This window comes from Luteimonas mephitis DSM 12574, assembly GCF_000422305.1.
In the GTDB taxonomy this organism is placed as follows: Bacteria; Pseudomonadota; Gammaproteobacteria; order Xanthomonadales; family Xanthomonadaceae; genus Luteimonas; species Luteimonas mephitis.
Window position 1 is genome coordinate 106,097 of record NZ_AULN01000014.1, and the last position, 14,877, is coordinate 120,973.

At 69.6% G+C, this 14,877-nt stretch carries 13 protein-coding genes and 4 tRNA genes; 13 read left to right on the forward strand and 4 right to left on the reverse strand.

The features are described from left to right. Positions 1 to 3: 3 nt before the first annotated feature. The 12 genes from H570_RS0105380 to H570_RS0105435 all read left to right on the forward strand — a co-directional run bounded on the left by H570_RS0105380 (position 4) and on the right by H570_RS0105435 (position 11,206). Positions 4 to 447, forward strand: coding sequence for an ExbD/TolR family protein (locus H570_RS0105380; RefSeq protein WP_027079849.1), 444 nt, complete (start codon positions 4 to 6; stop codon positions 445 to 447). Next, positions 444 to 2,204, forward strand: coding sequence for a lipid A export permease/ATP-binding protein MsbA (gene msbA / locus H570_RS0105385; RefSeq protein ID WP_027079850.1), 1,761 nt, complete (start codon positions 444 to 446; stop codon positions 2,202 to 2,204). The genes H570_RS0105380 and msbA overlap by 4 nt, the downstream gene beginning before the upstream one ends. A gap of 10 nt (positions 2,205 to 2,214) precedes the next feature. Further along, positions 2,215 to 3,219 (forward strand): tetraacyldisaccharide 4'-kinase, encoded by a 1,005-nt coding sequence (lpxK, locus tag H570_RS0105390; protein ID WP_027079851.1) that lies wholly within the window; start codon positions 2,215 to 2,217, stop codon positions 3,217 to 3,219. A gap of 86 nt (positions 3,220 to 3,305) precedes the next feature. Beyond that, positions 3,306 to 4,082 (forward strand): 3-deoxy-manno-octulosonate cytidylyltransferase, encoded by a 777-nt coding sequence (gene kdsB / locus H570_RS0105395; protein ID WP_027079852.1) that lies wholly within the window; start codon positions 3,306 to 3,308, stop codon positions 4,080 to 4,082. After that, complete coding sequence (locus H570_RS0105400; protein ID WP_027079853.1) at positions 4,075 to 4,542, forward strand: low molecular weight protein-tyrosine-phosphatase; 468 nt, start codon at positions 4,075 to 4,077, stop codon at positions 4,540 to 4,542. Before kdsB ends, H570_RS0105400 begins: the two co-directional genes overlap by 8 nt. A 42-nt stretch (positions 4,543 to 4,584) precedes the next feature. Next, positions 4,585 to 6,009: a thioredoxin-like domain-containing protein gene (locus tag H570_RS0105405; RefSeq protein ID WP_027079854.1), complete on the forward strand. Its 1,425-nt coding sequence runs from the start codon at positions 4,585 to 4,587 to the stop codon at positions 6,007 to 6,009. 148 nt (positions 6,010 to 6,157) lie between these two features. Then, a complete protein-coding gene (gene uvrC, locus H570_RS0105410) occupies positions 6,158 to 8,095 on the forward strand; it encodes an excinuclease ABC subunit UvrC (protein WP_027079855.1) in 1,938 nt (645 codons plus the stop codon). A 9-nt stretch (positions 8,096 to 8,104) separates the two neighbouring features. Beyond that, the gene (gene pgsA, locus H570_RS18470; protein ID WP_027079856.1) at positions 8,105 to 8,749 is read left to right on the forward strand and encodes a CDP-diacylglycerol--glycerol-3-phosphate 3-phosphatidyltransferase; all 645 of its coding nucleotides are present in this window, start codon (positions 8,105 to 8,107) and stop codon (positions 8,747 to 8,749) included. After that, positions 8,740 to 8,815: transfer RNA gene (locus tag H570_RS0105420), tRNA-Gly, on the forward strand. Before pgsA ends, H570_RS0105420 begins: the two co-directional genes overlap by 10 nt. 108 nt (positions 8,816 to 8,923) lie before the next feature. Continuing rightward, a tRNA-Cys gene (locus tag H570_RS0105425) sits at positions 8,924 to 8,997 on the forward strand. Positions 8,998 to 9,144: 147 nt separating this feature from the next. Next, positions 9,145 to 9,231: transfer RNA gene (locus tag H570_RS0105430), tRNA-Leu, on the forward strand. Positions 9,232 to 9,583: 352 nt separating this feature from the next. Continuing rightward, positions 9,584 to 11,206, forward strand: a complete 1,623-nt coding sequence (locus tag H570_RS0105435) for an FMN-binding glutamate synthase family protein (protein WP_027079857.1) — start codon at positions 9,584 to 9,586, stop codon at positions 11,204 to 11,206. A gap of 48 nt (positions 11,207 to 11,254) precedes the next feature. Here H570_RS0105435 and H570_RS0105440 read toward each other — a convergent pair whose 3' ends face one another. The 3 genes from H570_RS0105440 to H570_RS0105450 form a co-directional block, all read right to left on the reverse strand. Continuing rightward, positions 11,255 to 11,470, reverse strand: coding sequence for a hypothetical protein (locus tag H570_RS0105440; RefSeq protein ID WP_027079858.1), 216 nt, complete (start codon positions 11,468 to 11,470; stop codon positions 11,255 to 11,257). A gap of 210 nt (positions 11,471 to 11,680) precedes the next feature. Beyond that, on the reverse strand, positions 11,681 to 12,760 hold the full coding sequence (gene alr / locus H570_RS0105445) for an alanine racemase (RefSeq protein ID WP_027079859.1): 1,080 nt from the start codon (positions 12,758 to 12,760) through the stop codon (positions 11,681 to 11,683). Positions 12,761 to 12,765: 5 nt separating this feature from the next. After that, the gene (locus tag H570_RS0105450) at positions 12,766 to 14,052 is read right to left on the reverse strand and encodes a D-amino acid dehydrogenase (RefSeq protein ID WP_027079860.1); all 1,287 of its coding nucleotides are present in this window, start codon (positions 14,050 to 14,052) and stop codon (positions 12,766 to 12,768) included. Positions 14,053 to 14,201: 149 nt separating this feature from the next. Between H570_RS0105450 and H570_RS0105455 the strand changes: the two genes are divergently transcribed. After that, positions 14,202 to 14,675: a winged helix-turn-helix transcriptional regulator gene (locus H570_RS0105455; protein WP_027079861.1), complete on the forward strand. Its 474-nt coding sequence runs from the start codon at positions 14,202 to 14,204 to the stop codon at positions 14,673 to 14,675. An 82-nt stretch (positions 14,676 to 14,757) separates the two neighbouring features. Here H570_RS0105455 and H570_RS0105460 read toward each other — a convergent pair. Then, positions 14,758 to 14,832 (reverse strand) — tRNA-Val (locus tag H570_RS0105460). Between the last annotated feature and the right edge of the window lie 45 nt (positions 14,833 to 14,877).

Here is a 14,877-nt window from a genome sequence, read left to right on the forward strand (position 1 = left end):
TCCATGCGCATCCGCGACCGCCGCGCCGAGGACAACCCGGACATCAACCTCGTGCCGATGATCGACGTGATCCTGTGCCTGATCATCTTCTTCGTGATCACCACCACGTTCGACGCGCGCTCGGTGCTCAAGCTCGAACTGCCGCGCGCCGACGGCGAGCGCAGCGAGGCCAAGGCCAGGCAGCTGAGCCTGCTGATCAACGCCGAGGGCCGCTATTTCGTCGATGACCGCGAGGCGCTGCGCACCGACGTCGAATCGCTCAAGCGCACGATCGTGGAGGTCGCCGGCGACGACCGCGAGCGCACCGTGCTGATCCGTGCCGACGCACGCACGCCATGGCAGGCGGTGATCACCGCCTACGACGCGCTGGGCCAGCTGGGCTTCCGCCGCATCGCCAATGCCACCGCGCCCGAACAGCGGCCCGCCGCCGCGGAGCCGGCCAGGTGAACCGGCCCAAGCCCGCCGCGGCGTGGCCGATCTACCGCCGGTTGACCGCATTCGCGAAGAAGTACCGCGGGCTGCTGCTGCTGGCGCTGGTGGGCATGGTGATCGAGGCTGCCGCGGGCGGCGCGTTCACCAAGCTGATGGAGCCGATCGTCAACGAGACGTTCGTGGTCAAGGACGCGAAGAACAGCGCATGGCTGCCGCTGGCGATCGTCGGCCTGTTCGTGCTGCGCGGCATCGCCGGCTACCTCACCGACTACAACATGGCGCGTTCGGGCCGGGGCATCGCCCGTGACATGCGCGTGCAGGTGCTGGGCAAGTACCTGCGCCTGCCCGGGCTGCGCTTCGACACCGAGCCGGTGCCGTCGATGCTGGTGCGGCTGGGCTCGGACAGCGACCAGGTCGCGCAGGCCACGATCGACGCGGCCAAGGTGATGCTGCAGCAGTCGTTCCAGATCATCGCCGCGCTGGTGGTGATGTTCTGGACCAGCTGGCAGGTGACGCTGGCGGTGCTGGTGCTGGCGCCGCCGCTGGCCTGGGTGATGGACAAGGTGGGCAAGCGTTATCGCCAGGTCAGCCACCGCATCCAGGAAAGTTCCGCGCACCTGATGCAATCGGCCGACCAGTCGCTGAGCAACCACCAGGAAGTGAAGATCTACGGTGCGCGGCAGGCCGAGTTCGAGCGCTACTCCGCGCTCGCCGACAAGCACATGAAGCTGTCGCTGAAGGTCGAGTCCACGCGCAGCATCTCCTCGGCGATGGTGCAGCTGATGGGCTCGGTGGGGCTGGCGCTGCTGCTGTTCGTGGCCGGCCGCGAAGCCATGGCCGGGCGCCTGAGCGCCGGCGGCTTCGTCGCGCTGATGCTGGCGATGATGGCGATCATTCCCTCGCTCAAGCAGCTGACCAACGTGCAGAACATGCTGCAGCGGGGCGTGGCCTCGGCCGAGCGCCTGTTCGGCGTGCTCGATGCGCCGGACGAGGTCGATACCGGCACCTTGCCGCTGCATCGCGCGAAGGGATTGATCGAGTTCCGCGACGTCGGCGCCCGCTATGTCGGGCAGGCGGAGCCGGCGCTGCAGGGCATCAGCTTCGACGCGCGCCCGGGCACGGTCACCGCCATCGTCGGCCGCTCCGGCAGCGGCAAGTCGACGCTGGTGAAGCTGATCCCGCGCTTCTATGACATCGAGGCCGGGCAGGTGCTGCTCGACGGCCATCCGATCGAGGAATACCGGCTGGCTGACCTGCGCCGCCAGATCGCGCTGGTCGGACAGCAGGTGATGCTGTTCGACGGCAGCATCGCCGACAACGTGGCCTACGGCGAGATGGCCGGCGCCGACCCGGCGTCGCTGGAGCGCGCGGTGCGCGGCGCCAACGCGATGGAATTCGTCGAGCGCCTGCCCGAAGGGCTGCAGAGCGGGATCGGTGCCAATGGCGGCCGCCTGTCCGGCGGCCAGCGCCAGCGCGTCGCGATCGCGCGGGCGATGCTCAAGGATGCGCCGATCCTGATCCTCGACGAGGCGACCGCTGCGCTCGATACCGAGTCCGAGCGCCTGGTGCAGGACGCGCTCGAAAAACTCATGCCCGACCGCACCACGCTGGTCATCGCCCACCGCCTGTCGACCATCGAACACGCCGACCAGGTGCTGGTGCTCGACCAGGGCCGCCTGGTGGAGCGGGGCACCCACGCCGAACTGCTGGCGCGCGGCGGGCTGTACGCACACCTGCACCAGATGCAGTTCCGCGAGCCGGCAGGCGCATGAGCGCGGCGCCGTGAGTGCGCGCGGCAAGGCCCCGCGCTACTGGTTCGAGGGCCCGGTGCCCTGGCATGCGCGGCTGCTGTCGAAGGCCTATGCGGGCGCGATCGCGCTGCGGATGCGGCTGTTCCGCCTGCGCCTGCTGCGCCGGGTGCGCATCGCGCGGCCGGTGGTGGTGGTCGGCAACCTGATCGCCGGCGGCAGCGGCAAGACCCCGCTGGCGATCGTGCTGGTCGAACGCCTGCGCGCGGCCGGCTGGAACCCCGGCGTGGCCACGCGCGGCTATGGCCGCGACGACGCCGGGACCCCGCGCTGGGTGGACGAAGACACCGATCCGGTGCTCGGCGGCGACGAGCCGGTGCTGATCGCGCGCCGCACCGGCGTGCGCGTGCGCGCCGATGCCGACCGCGTCGCCGGTGCGCGGGCGCTGGTCGCGGCAGGCTGCGACATCGTCGTTTGCGACGATGGCCTGCAGCACTACCGGCTGCGCCGCGACATCGAGATCGAAGTGATCGACGGCCGCCGGCGCTACGGCAACGGCCAGCTGCTGCCGGCCGGTCCGCTGCGCGAGCCGGCCGTGCGCGGCGAATCCTGCGACTTCCGCGTGCTCAACGTCGGCGGCGACGCGATCGAAGCCGGCTTCGGCGAATGGCCGATGCGGCTGGTCGCCGACCATGCGCAGCCGCTGGTCGGCGTCCGGCCGATGCCGCTGTCGGCGTTCGTCGGCAAGCGCGTGCACGCGGTCGCCGGCATCGGCAACCCGGAGCGATTCTTCGACACGCTGCGCAGCCACGGCATCGCCGTGGTCCCGCATGCCTTCGCCGACCACCACCGGTATGCCGCGCAGGACCTGGAGTTCGGTAGCGACCTGCCGGTGCTGATGACCGAGAAGGACGCGGTCAAATGCCGGCCGTTCGCCACCGGCCGCCATTTCAGCGTTCCGGTACGCGCGGAGTTGCCGGAGGCGTTCTGGGTGGCGCTGCTGGATCGCCTCTCGACGCTCAAGCCAACCGCTTCGTAGGAGCGCCCCATGGGCGCGATTGCTTCTGCACGGATCCTGACCGTGGCCGTGCGGCGCTCCTGCCGGGCGCCGGCTAGAATCGGCGCATGACCGCCCTCGATTTTGTTGTGGCCATTCCCGCCCGCTTCGACGCCTCGCGCCTGCCGGGCAAGCCGCTGCGCCTGCTGGGCGGCGATCCGCTGGTGCTGCACGTCGCGCGGCGCGCGTTGGCCGCGGGAGCAAGCGAGGTATGGGTCGCTGCCGACGATGAACGCATCGCGCAGGCGCTGGCCGGCAGCGGCGTGCGGGTGGCGCTGACCGCGAAATCCCACGCGTCGGGCACCGACCGCCTCGCCGAGTGCGCCGACATCGCCGGCTGGACCGACGACCGGATCGTGGTCAACCTGCAGGGCGACGAGCCGTTCGCGCCTGCCGCCGGGATCGACGCCGCGGCGGCGACGCTCGCGGATTCGGGCGCGCCAATGAGCACGCTGGCCGCGGCCATCACCGACGTCGCGGACCTGTTCGATCCCAACGTGGTGAAGCTGGTCCGTGGCGACGATGGCCACGCGCTGTATTTCTCGCGCGCGCCGGTCCCGTGGCCGCGTGATGCGTTCTCGCGTGATCGCAGCTGCCTGCCGGAACCGGGACAGTGGCTGCGTCACATCGGCATCTATGGCTACCGCGCCGGCTTCCTGCGCCGCTTCGCCGCGATGCCGCCCGGTCGGCTCGAGCAGGTTGAATCGCTGGAACAGCTGCGTGCGCTCGAGGCCGGGCACCGCATCGCGGTGGCGCTGACGCCGGAGCCGTTCCCGCCAGGCGTCGACACCCCGGAAGACCTCGCGCGCGCCGAGCGTCACTTCCAGGCGGCGCGCCATGGTTGAGCCGCAGCGGCTGCTGGTGATCTGCCTGGGCAACATCTGCCGCTCGCCGATGGCCGAGGGTGCGCTGCGCGCGCGCTTGCGCGAGGCCGGGCTGTCGCAGGTGGAAGTGGATTCGGCCGGCACCGGCGACTGGCATGTCGGCCATCCACCGGACAGCCGCGCGATCGCCACCGCGCGCCGCCACGGCGTCGACATCGGCGGCCTGCGTGCGCGGCAGCTGTCGGCGCGCGACTTCGCATACTTCGACTGGCTGCTGTGCGCGGACCACGCCAACCTGCGCGACGTGCAGGCGCTGGCGCCGCGCGCCGGCGGCGGGCGCAGCGCGCTGTTCATGGAGTGGGCGGGGCTGGCGGGGCCGATTCCCGACCCCTATACCGGCGACGAATCACACTTCGAGCAGGTCTGGGTGCAGGTAGACGCGGCGGCGCGGGCGGCGGTGGCGCGACTGCGAGCCGATTGACGCATAATCCGGGTCCGGCAACAGGGGACCCGTGATTTGCCCATGGACGTCAGCATCGCTCCGGAATTTCCGCAAAACCTGGAATGGCTGAACCTGTCCGAGCCGCTGCGCATGGCGCAGCTGCGCGGCAAGGTCTGCGCGGTGGCGTTCATCAATGCCGGCTCGGCGTGGTCGCAGCAGCGCCTCAATGACCTGGCCCACCTGCGCGCGCGCCACGGCGGGCGGCTGAACGTGGTGGCGGTGCACGTGCCGCGCTTCGAGCACGAGCGCGATGCGCGGCGCGTGGCCAAGCGGCTGTCGCGGCAGAAGCTCGACTTCCCGATCGCGCATGATCCGGACTGGACGCTGTGGCAGCAGTACGGCATCGAAGCCTGGCCGACGGTGGTGCTGCTCGACGGCGAAGGCCGGATCCGCGAGCGCTGGGTCGGCGATGGCCAGGTGCGCGAACTCGATTCGGCAGTCACGGCACTCAACGACGCGATCGTGCCGCGTTCGCGCAACGACGCGCCGATCGAACTGCGTTCGCTGCGTGAGCCGATGCTGCCGCTGCGGTTCCCGGTCGGCGTCGCGGTCAACGCCAACTACCTGTACGTGGCCGACAGCGGCCACCATCGCGTGCTCGAATGCGACCACGGGGGGCGCGTGCTGCGCCAGTTCGGCAGCGGCGGCCCGGGCTTCATCGATGGACCGATGGAGCTGTCGGCGTTCAATCGACCGCACGGCATCTGCCTGCAGCGCGACATGCTGTACGTCGCCGACAGCGGCAACCACGCCGTGCGCCGGATCCAGCTGCGTACCGGCGACATCGACACGATCTGCGGCGCAGGTCGCCCGGGCGAGCCGGTCGAAGGGGAGGTCACCGATCCGCGCGCCGTGGCGCTGGACCAGCCGCGCGCGCTGGCGCTCAGCGCCGAAGCGATGCACATCGCCAGCGCCGGCGACAACCGGATCTGGACCTACGACATGGGCAAGCGGGAACTGCGCCTGCTGGCCGGTTCCGGTGAGCTGGGCGTCGCCGACGGCACCGGCAAGCGTGCCAGCTTCGCCGAGCCGGTCGGGCTGGCGACGGTGCAGCAGATGCTCTACGTGTGCGATGCCGCGGGTTCTGCGATCCGCAGCGTCAACGCGCGCAGCGGCCAGGTCACCACGCTCCTCGGCGAGGACGCCTGGAACTTCGGACAGGCCGATGGCGCGCGCGTGGAAGCGCGCCTGCAGCAGCCGCAGGCGATCGCGCTGGACCCGGACGCGCCGGTGCTGTGGATCGCCGACAGCGGCAACGACACGCTGCGCATGCTGCGCCTGGGCGGCGGCGAACTGGCCACGTTCGAGCTGCCGCAGCGGCTGCACGCGCCGTCGGGCCTGGTGATCGCCGATCGCGTGGCCTGGATCGCCGACACCGACGCCCACGCGGTACTGCGCCTGGACATCCAGACCGGGGCGCTGCGCCACGTTCCCATCGGCGAATGACGCCGCGGGGCCGGGCAGGAACGGGCGCAGGAGCGTCCCATGGGCGCGATGACTTGCCGACGAACTTCAATCGCGCCCCCGGGGCGCTAGTACGCCCGCGTGGGCGGGCCTTGCGCGATGCGCTGCTGACCCTCAGTTCCGGTGGCAGATGACTTCGCCGCTTCCCCACTTCGACGGCAAGGCCTTCGTGCGCGGCCTGAGCACAGCGCCGGGCGTGTACCGCATGTTCGCCGCCGACGACAGCGTGCTGTACGTCGGCAAAGCCGGCGCGCTGAAGAAACGCGTGGCCAGCTACTTCAGCAACACGCCCAAGCCGGCGCGGACGATGGCGATGCTGGCGCAGGTCGCGCGCATGGACGTTACCGTGACCCGCAGCGAGGCCGAGGCGCTGCTGCTGGAAAACCAGCTGATCAAGTCGCTCAAGCCGCGCTACAACGTGCTGCTGCGGGACGACAAGAGCTATCCCTACGTGTTGCTGACCCAGGAGCCATGGCCGCGGATCAGCCTGCACCGTGGCCCGCGCAACGTGCCGGGCCGCTACTTCGGCCCGTATCCGAGCGTGGTGGCGGTGCGCGAAACGCTCAACCTGATGCACAAGCTGTTCAAGCTGCGCAGCTGCGAGGACAGCGTGTTCCGCAATCGCTCGCGGCCTTGCCTGCAGTACCAGATCGGGCGCTGCACGGCGCCGTGCGTCGGCCTGGTGCAGGCGCGCGACTATGCGCAGGACGTGCGCCGCGCGACGTTGTTCCTCGAGGGCCGCAGCGACGAACTGAGCGACGAGTTGAACAAGGCGATGGAGGCGGCCAGCGAACGCCTGGACTTCGAGGAAGCCGCGCGCCTGCGCGACCAGGTGGCGATGATCCGCAAGCTGCAGGCGCGCCAGTACGTCGACGGCACCGTCGCCGACCTCGATGCGCTGGCCTGCGCGATGCAGGGCAGCCACGCCTGCGTGCTGCTGCTGGCCTTCCGTGACGGCCGCAACCTCGGCACGCGCAGTTTCTTCCCGAAGACCAACGGCAGCGACAACCCGGCCGAAGTGCTGGCGGCGTTCGTTTCGCAGTACTACGCCGAACAGCCGCCGCCGCGCGAGATCGTCCTCGATCGCGAGATCGAGGATGTCGAGCTGCTTCAGGAAGCCTTCAGCAGCGCCGCCGGGCGCCGCGTGCAGGTCAAGACCAGCGTGCGCGGCGACCGCGCCGGCTACCTCGACCTCGCGCGGCGCAATGCGCAGATGACCCTGGCCACCGAACTGGGCAGCCAGGCCGCGCAGCGCGCACGGGTGGAATCGCTGCGCGAGATGCTCGGGCTGGCCGAGCCACCGCAGCGCATCGAATGTTTCGACATCAGCCACACCATGGGCGAGGCGACGGTGGCGTCGTGCGTGGTGTTCGACGCCGAAGGCCCGGTGCGCAGCCAGTACCGGCGCTACAACATCGCCGGGATCGAGCCGGGCGACGATTACGCGGCCATGCACCAGGCGCTCGAGCGCCGCTTCCGGCGCGCGGTGGAGGGTGAGGAGGTGCGTTTGCGAACCACTGGTTCGCGCGCCGACGAACGCCCGAGCGCCGTGCGCGAGGGCCGGTCAGACGGCGTGCTGCCCGACGTGCTGCTGATCGACGGCGGAGCAGGGCAGGTAGCGCAGGCCAGGGCCGTGCTGGCCGACCTGGGCATCGACGGCCCGGTGCTGGTGGGCGTGGCCAAGGGCGAAGCGCGCCGGCCGGGCGACGAGACCCTGCTGCTGCCGGGCATTGATGGCCAGCCGGGCCGCGAGCTGCATCCGGGAAGTGCATCGCCAGGCCTGCAGCTGGTGCAGCAGGTGCGCGACGAGGCGCATCGTTTCGCCATCACCGGCCATCGCGGCCGCCGGCAGAAGGCACGCAACAGCAGCCGGCTCGAGGACATCCCGGGTATCGGGCCGCGCCGCCGCGCCAGCCTGCTCAAGCATTTCGGCGGCCTGGGTGGCCTGAAAAACGCCAGCGCGGACGAGATCGCCCACGTCGAAGGCATCAGTTCCGCGCTTGCCGAGCGGATTTACGCCACACTGCACGGGTTGCAGGGCCCCGGTGACGAGCGCCGGCCGGACTGAAGGCGAGTAATGAAGCTGACCATCCCGACATGGCTGACGTTGCTGCGGATCCTGATGATCCCGGTGCTGGTGCTGGTGTTCTACCTGCCCTACAAATGGACCAATTTCGCAGCCACGGCGGTATTCGCGCTGGCCGCGATCACCGACTGGCTCGACGGCTGGATCGCCCGCCGTTACCACCAGTACTCGGCCTTCGGCGCCTTCCTGGACCCGGTCGCGGACAAGCTGATGGTCGCCGTTGCCCTGTTCCTGATCGTGCAGGGCCACCCCACGGCGTGGATGGCGCTGTGGGCGGCGGTGATCGTGGGCCGCGAGATCGCGGTGTCGGCGCTGCGCGAATGGATGGCCGAACTGGGCCAGCGCGCGCGGGTCAAGGTCGCGACCATCGGCAAGATCAAGACGGTGGCGCAGATGCTGGCGCTGCTGTGCCTGCTGTACTCGGTGTCGCCGGACCGGGTGCCGCGGCACGATTTGTTCATGCGCGACCTGGTTTTCCACGTCGGCGACTGGCTGCTGGCGGTCGCTGCGCTGCTCACGCTGTGGTCAGGATTGGCCTATTTGCACGCGGCCTGGCCTTTTTTGCGCGCGGGAGAAGGAATTCCGGTTGACAGTTCGGAACGTGACGGTAAAATTCCGCTTCCTCCGCGGGAATAGCTCAGTTGGTAGAGCACGACCTTGCCAAGGTCGGGGTCGCGAGTTCGAGTCTCGTTTCCCGCTCCAGATCCAGCGAAACCCCGGCATCGCCGGGGTTTCGTTTTTTCGGACGCAAGTTGCAGCAGCGCATCCCGTCCGGGATCCGGGTATCGTCCTCCCGGACAACGAGTCACCGGCCTGGTGGCAGAGTGGTTATGCAGCGGCCTGCAAAGCCGCGTACGCCGGTTCAATTCCGACCCAGGCCTCCATCCATCGTGCGGATCCATTCCGGCTCGCACCGCCAGGACCGCCGTGCGCATCCGCACCCGGCTGGCCGAGGGCGGCCGGGACCGGCGGATTTCCTCGTTGCTGTGAATTGCGATCGTCCAAGCATCGAAGCACGTCGTTGCGACACCGCCCGGGTGGCGAAACTGGTAAACGCAAGGGACTTAAAATCCCTCGGCCGCAAGGCCATGTCGGTTCGATCCCGACTCCGGGCACCATGCTTCCGCTTCGCATCCACGCTTTTGCAGAGCAGCTCTTGCAGGAGCGGTTTCAGACGCGAGCTTGTGTCCTTGACGGATGCATGGTCTCGGGGTCAAGAGAATTTCAAGTTGCCTTGCGTCATGGCGAATGATCTCGCGCTTTCCGCCATGCCCGCCCATGGGCGTCGTCCCGACGCAAATGCCGGCGGGCAACGGCCCGCGGCTGAAGCCGCTCGTGCAGGGCCACGATGCACGCGCCCGGAAGGGTTCGCGGCTGGTGCCGTGCCAGCAAGCGCATGATCCCGGGCGTCGCCTCGAGTGTCGGCGGTCTGCAACAATGGTCGCGACCGCAAGCCAGGGGATCCACCGGATGCTGCGTTACCTGCCTTATGTCGCCAGCATCGCGCTGGCGCTGTTCTCGGCCTGGATGTCGCTGCGGCATCCGCAGTGGCGCTGGCCGCTGGGCATCTTCGGTGCGCTGGCGCTGCTCGGCACCTGGGACCTGCTGCAAACGCGCACCACGCTGCGCCGCAACTACCCGATCCTCGCGCACTTCCGCTATTTCCTCGAGTCGATCGGCCCCGAGATCCGCCAGTACTTCATCCAGGCCGACACCCAGGAAGTGCCGTTCTCGCGCCAGCAGCGCGCGCTGGTGTACCAGCGCGCGAAGAACGTGGTCGACGTGGTGCCGTTCGGCACCGAGCGCGACGTCTACGGCCAGCACTACGAATGGATCAACCATTCGCTGCTGCCTACGTCCATTCCTTCCCACGACTTCCGCCTGCGCATCGGTGCGGGCACCGCGCAGCCCTACGACGCCAGCGTCTTCAACATCTCGGCGATGAGCTTCGGCTCGCTGTCAGCCAATGCGATCCGCTCGCTCAACGCGGGGGCGAAGCGCGGCGGTTTCTACCACGACACCGGAGAGGGCTCGATCTCGCCCTACCACCGCGAGAACGGTGGCGACCTGGTCTGGGAGATCGGTTCCGGCTACTTCGGTTGCCGCGAGCAGGACGGGCGTTTCAGCGAGGAACGCTTCGCCGCCAATGCGCGCGACCCGCAGGTGAAGATGATCGAGGTCAAGCTGTCGCAGGGCGCCAAGCCCGGCCACGGCGGCGTGCTGCCCGGGCCCAAGGTCAGCGCCGAGATCGCCGCCACGCGCGGCGTGCCGGAAGGCGTGGAGTGCGTCTCGCCATCGCGGCATTCGGCGTTTTCCACGCCGGCGGGGCTGCTGGAATTCGTCGCCCGCCTGCGCGAGCTGTCGGGCGGCAAGCCGACCGGCTTCAAGTTGGCAATCGGTCATCCGTGGGAGTGGTTCGCGGTGGCCAAGGCGATGCAGGAAACCGGGATCCTTCCCGACTTCATCGTCGTCGACGGCGCCGAGGGCGGTACCGGTGCGGCGCCGGCGGAGTTCATCGACCACGTCGGCGTGCCGATGCACGAGGCGCTGATGCTGGTGCACAACACCTTGGTGGGCATCGGCCTGCGCGACCGGATCCGGATCGGCGCCGCCGGCAAGGTCACCAGCGCCTTCGACATCGCCCGCACCATGGCGATGGGCGCCGACTGGTGCAACGCAGGGCGTGGCTTCATGTTCGCGCTGGGCTGCATCCAGTCGCTGAGCTGCCACACCGATCGCTGCCCCACCGGCATCGCCACCCAGGACCCTAAGCGCTGGCGCAAGCTGGACACCGCGGACAAGTCGACGCGCGTGTTCCAGTTCCACGACAACACCCTCAAGGCGCTGCGCGACCTGCTGTGCGCCGCGGGGCTGGAGCACCCGCGCCAGCTGGGGCCGGAACATATCCTGCGCCGGGTCTCGCAGACCGAAGTGCGCTCGCTGGCGGCGCTTTACCGGTTCCTGGAGCCGGGTGAACTGCTCGAACGGATTCCGGAGCACGCCGTGTTCCGGAATTTCTGGTCGGTTGCGCGCAGCGACTCGTTTGCAGCCCCCGATCGCGTGCTGGCGATGCGCGAGGCGAAGGCGCGCTAGCGAGCGCGGATTCGCGGGTCAGGCCATGTTCCCGGCGTCCCGGGTGCGTCAGCCGTGGCAGGCCATCAGCACGGTGTCTCCGCAGCGCAATCTCACCGTCACGCCGGTCGGACGGCCGGTGCGGCGGTAGCGGGCACCGGCCAGCTGTTCGGCGTGTTCCAGCGCCAGCAGCGGCGTCGGGTCCGGCGGCTCGTTGTTGCCGCTGGCCGTATGGACCACCCAGCCGCGGGCCGATTGCTCGATCGAGAACAGTTCGCGTTCCACGAGTACCTCCTGGGAATGCCGGTCATGCAAGGGCCATGCACGCAAGTCTCGTGCCGTGCGCCGGGCCTCGCCAGCGGGGCGCGGGCGCGTGCCGGTGACGGGCAGGGGCAGGCAGGTGCCGGACAGCGTCGTCGACTGGCGTCGCACGGGCCGGGACCGGGCGACCCGCGGAAGAGCTGAAGGCCACCGCAGGGGCGGCCAGCGTGTCCGCTAGTTTCCGCACTCCACCCGTGGCACGCGCTTGAGCCCGGCCAGCAGGCGATAGGGGCTGTTGCCGCTGTGCGCGGCGACATCTGCGACCGGGAGGCGGGGGCCCCACAGTTCGATGTCGCTGCCGAGCCCGGCACCGGGATGGTCGGTCAGGTCGACGGTCAGCATGTCCATCGACACGCGGCCGATCAGCTCGCCTGCGCGGCCGTCGATGACCACCGGCGTGCCCGAGGTGGCGTACTGCGGGTAGCCGTCGGCGTAGCCCGCCGCGACCACGCCCACGCGGGTGGGGCGGGTGGTGACGAAGGCGCCGCCGTAGCCGATCGGCTCGCCCGCGGCCAGTTCGCGCACCGCGATGACCTTGGATTCGAGCGCCATCACCGCGCGCAGGGCCTCGGCCTCCGCGCAGGGTGCGTCGAGCGTGTGCGCGCCATAGAGCATCAGCCCCGGGCGCACCCAGTCGCGGCGCGTGCGCGGCCACGCCATCAGTGCCGCGGAGTTGGCGACGCTTGCCGGCGTGCCGGGCGGCAGCCGGGCCAGCGTCGCGTCGAAGGTCGCGAGCTGGTCGGAGGTGCCGGGATGGCCGAGCTCGTCGGCGCGCGAGAAATGGGTCATGGCGACCATCCCGCCGATCCACGGCAGCGCGCGCACGCGGTTCCATGCATCGAGGTACTCACCAGGCGCGAGGCCGAGCCGGTGCATGCCCGAGTCGAGCTTCAGCCAGACCTGCAGCGGGTGCTGCAGCGGGTGGCGCTCGAGGGCTTCGACCTGCCACGGCGATGCGACCACGGGCCACAGCGCATGGCGTTCGATCAGGGGCAGTTCGCCGGCATCGAAGAACCCCTCCAGCAGCACGATCGGCGCGCGGATGCCGGCTTCGCGCAATTCCAGCGCCTCCTCGATGCAGGCCACGCCGAAGCCGTCGGCTTCGCCGTCGAGCGTGCGCGCGCAGGCGATGGCGCCATGGCCGTAGGCGTCGGCCTTGACCACGGCCAGCGCCTTGCCGCCGCCGAGCGCGCGCGCATGGCGGTAGTTGTGGCGCAGTGCGTCGAGGTGGATGCGGGCTCGGGTGGGGCGCATGGCGGTCAGCGCAGGCCGGCGGGGGCCGGCGGCCAGGGGCGATCGTAACGCGAGATGTCGAGGCCCTCGGTATCGATCGCCGGCGTGCGGCCGTCGACCAGGTCGGCTAGGTAGCGAGCGGAGCCGCAGGCCATCGTCCAGCCAAGCGTGCCGTGTCCGGTGTTGAGCAGCAGGTTGCGGTACCTGGTCGCGCCGACCACCGGTGGGCCATCCGGCGTGGACGGACGCAGGCCGGCCCAGAACTCGGCCGCGGCGAGGTCGCCGCCCTCCGGATACAGGCTGCGCACCACCATTTCCAGGGTTTCGCGGCGGCGCTGCGGCAGCGACAGGTCGTAGCCGGACACTTCCGCCATGCCGCCGACGCGGATGCGCTGGTCGAAGCGGGTGATCGCGACCTTGTAGCTCTCGTCGAGCACGGTCGAGACCGGCGCCATGTCCGGGCGGGTGATCGGGATGGTCAGCGAATAGCCCTTGAGCGGGTACACGGGCAGCCGGATGCCGACCGGCGCCAGCAGGCGTGGCGACCAGCTGCCCAGCGCGACGACGTAGCGGTTGGCGCCCTCCGCCTTGCCGCCGATGCGGACGCCTTCGATGCGGTCGCCATCGGCCAGCAGCGCGTCGATGGGCTTGCCGTAGCGGAATTCCACGCCCGCGGCGGCGGCCATCGCGGCGAGCTTCGTCGTGAACATGTGGCAGTCGCCGGTTTCATCGCCGGGCAGCCGCAGTGCGCCGGCCAGCGTATCGGCGACGCCCGCAAGTGCGGGCTCGACGCGCACCACGCCGGCGCGGTCCAGCACTTCGTAGGGCACGTTGTAATCGCGCAGGATCGCGATGTCCTTCGCCGCGCCGTCGAGCTGCGCCTGGGTGCGGAACAGCTGCGTGGTGCCCAGGGTGCGCTGCTCATAGGCGATGCCGGTGTCGCGGCGCAGTTCCTCGAGGCAGTCGCGGCTGTACTCGGCCAGCCGCACCATGCGCGCCTTGCTGATCGCATAGCGCTGGTTGGTGCAGTTGCGCAGCATCTGCCACAGCCAGCGATACTGCGCCGGGTCGGCGGTCGGCCTGATCGCCAGCGGCGCGTGCCGCGACAGCAGCCAGCCGATGGCCTTGGCCGGGATGCCCGGCGCGGGCCACGGAGATGCATAGCCGGGCGAAACCTGGCCGGCATTGGCGAAGCTGGTTTCCATCGCCGGCCCCGGCTCGCGGTCGACCACGACAACCTCATGTCCCTGCTGGCGCAGGTACCAGGCGCTGGTCACGCCAATCACGCCCGAACCCAGGATCAGGATGCGCATTGCGTTGCCTCGGAAGCAGGCCGGCGGGCGTCAGCCCTGCACAGGCGATTCAAGGAATGCACCAGTATAAGAGGCGGTATGTGGTGAATATCACCAACTTCAGCCAGCCAGGCAGGTAATATTCCTGCACCTGCACCCGGTAACAGGCCATGAAGGCGAAGGAACTCGACCGGATCGACCGCAAGATCCTGCGCATCCTGCAGCAGGAAGGACGGATTCCGTTCACCGAACTGGGCGAACGCGTCGGCCTGTCCACCACCCCGTGCACCGAGCGCGTGCGCAGGCTCGAACGCGACGGCGTGATCACCGGCTACCACGCGAGGCTGGCGCCCTCGGCGGTCAAGGCCAGCCTGCTGGTGTTCGTGGAGATCGGCCTGGCCTACAAGTCCGGGGACATCTTCGAGGAATTCCGCCGCGCCGCGCTCAGGCTGCCGAACGTGCTGGAATGCCACCTCGTCTCGGGCGATTTCGACTACCTGATCAAGGCCCGCATCTCGGAAATGGCCTCGTACCGCAAGCTGCTGGGCAGCACATTGCTGACGCTACCGCACGTGCGCGAGTCGAAGAGCTACATCGTCATGGAGGAGATCAAGGAGACCCTGGAACTGCCGCTGGCGGACTGAGCCGCGCGGCCGGCATTCCATGCGGGCGTCCGCACAACGACGAAGGCCACCCGGTAAAGGTGGCCTTCGTCGTTGACGTCTTTGGTGGGCGGTACAAGGTTCGAACTTGTGACCCTTGCCGTGTGAAGGCAATGCTCTACCGCTGAGCTAACCGCCCGGATCGGGCGCGAAGTTTACTTGGACGGGGACGGGATTGCCAACC

Bases quoted from the DNA above. Each gene is read 5' to 3' on its own strand.
- H570_RS0105455 (WP_027079861.1), top strand. From the start codon at position 14,202: ATGAAGGCGAAGGAACTCGACCGGATCGACCGCAAGATCCTGCGCATC.
- uvrC (WP_027079855.1), top strand. From the start codon at position 6,158: ATGACTTCGCCGCTTCCCCACTTCGACGGCAAGGCCTTCGTGCGCGGC.
- H570_RS0105405 (WP_027079854.1), top strand. From the start codon at position 4,585: ATGGACGTCAGCATCGCTCCGGAATTTCCGCAAAACCTGGAATGGCTG.
- H570_RS0105435 (WP_027079857.1), top strand. From the start codon at position 9,584: ATGCTGCGTTACCTGCCTTATGTCGCCAGCATCGCGCTGGCGCTGTTC.
- H570_RS0105380 (WP_027079849.1), top strand. From the start codon at position 4: ATGCGCATCCGCGACCGCCGCGCCGAGGACAACCCGGACATCAACCTC.
- alr (WP_027079859.1), bottom strand. From the start codon at position 12,760: ATGCGCCCCACCCGAGCCCGCATCCACCTCGACGCACTGCGCCACAAC.
- kdsB (WP_027079852.1), top strand. From the start codon at position 3,306: ATGACCGCCCTCGATTTTGTTGTGGCCATTCCCGCCCGCTTCGACGCC.
- H570_RS0105450 (WP_027079860.1), bottom strand. From the start codon at position 14,052: ATGCGCATCCTGATCCTGGGTTCGGGCGTGATTGGCGTGACCAGCGCC.
- pgsA (WP_027079856.1), top strand. From the start codon at position 8,105: ATGAAGCTGACCATCCCGACATGGCTGACGTTGCTGCGGATCCTGATG.
- H570_RS0105400 (WP_027079853.1), top strand. From the start codon at position 4,075: ATGGTTGAGCCGCAGCGGCTGCTGGTGATCTGCCTGGGCAACATCTGC.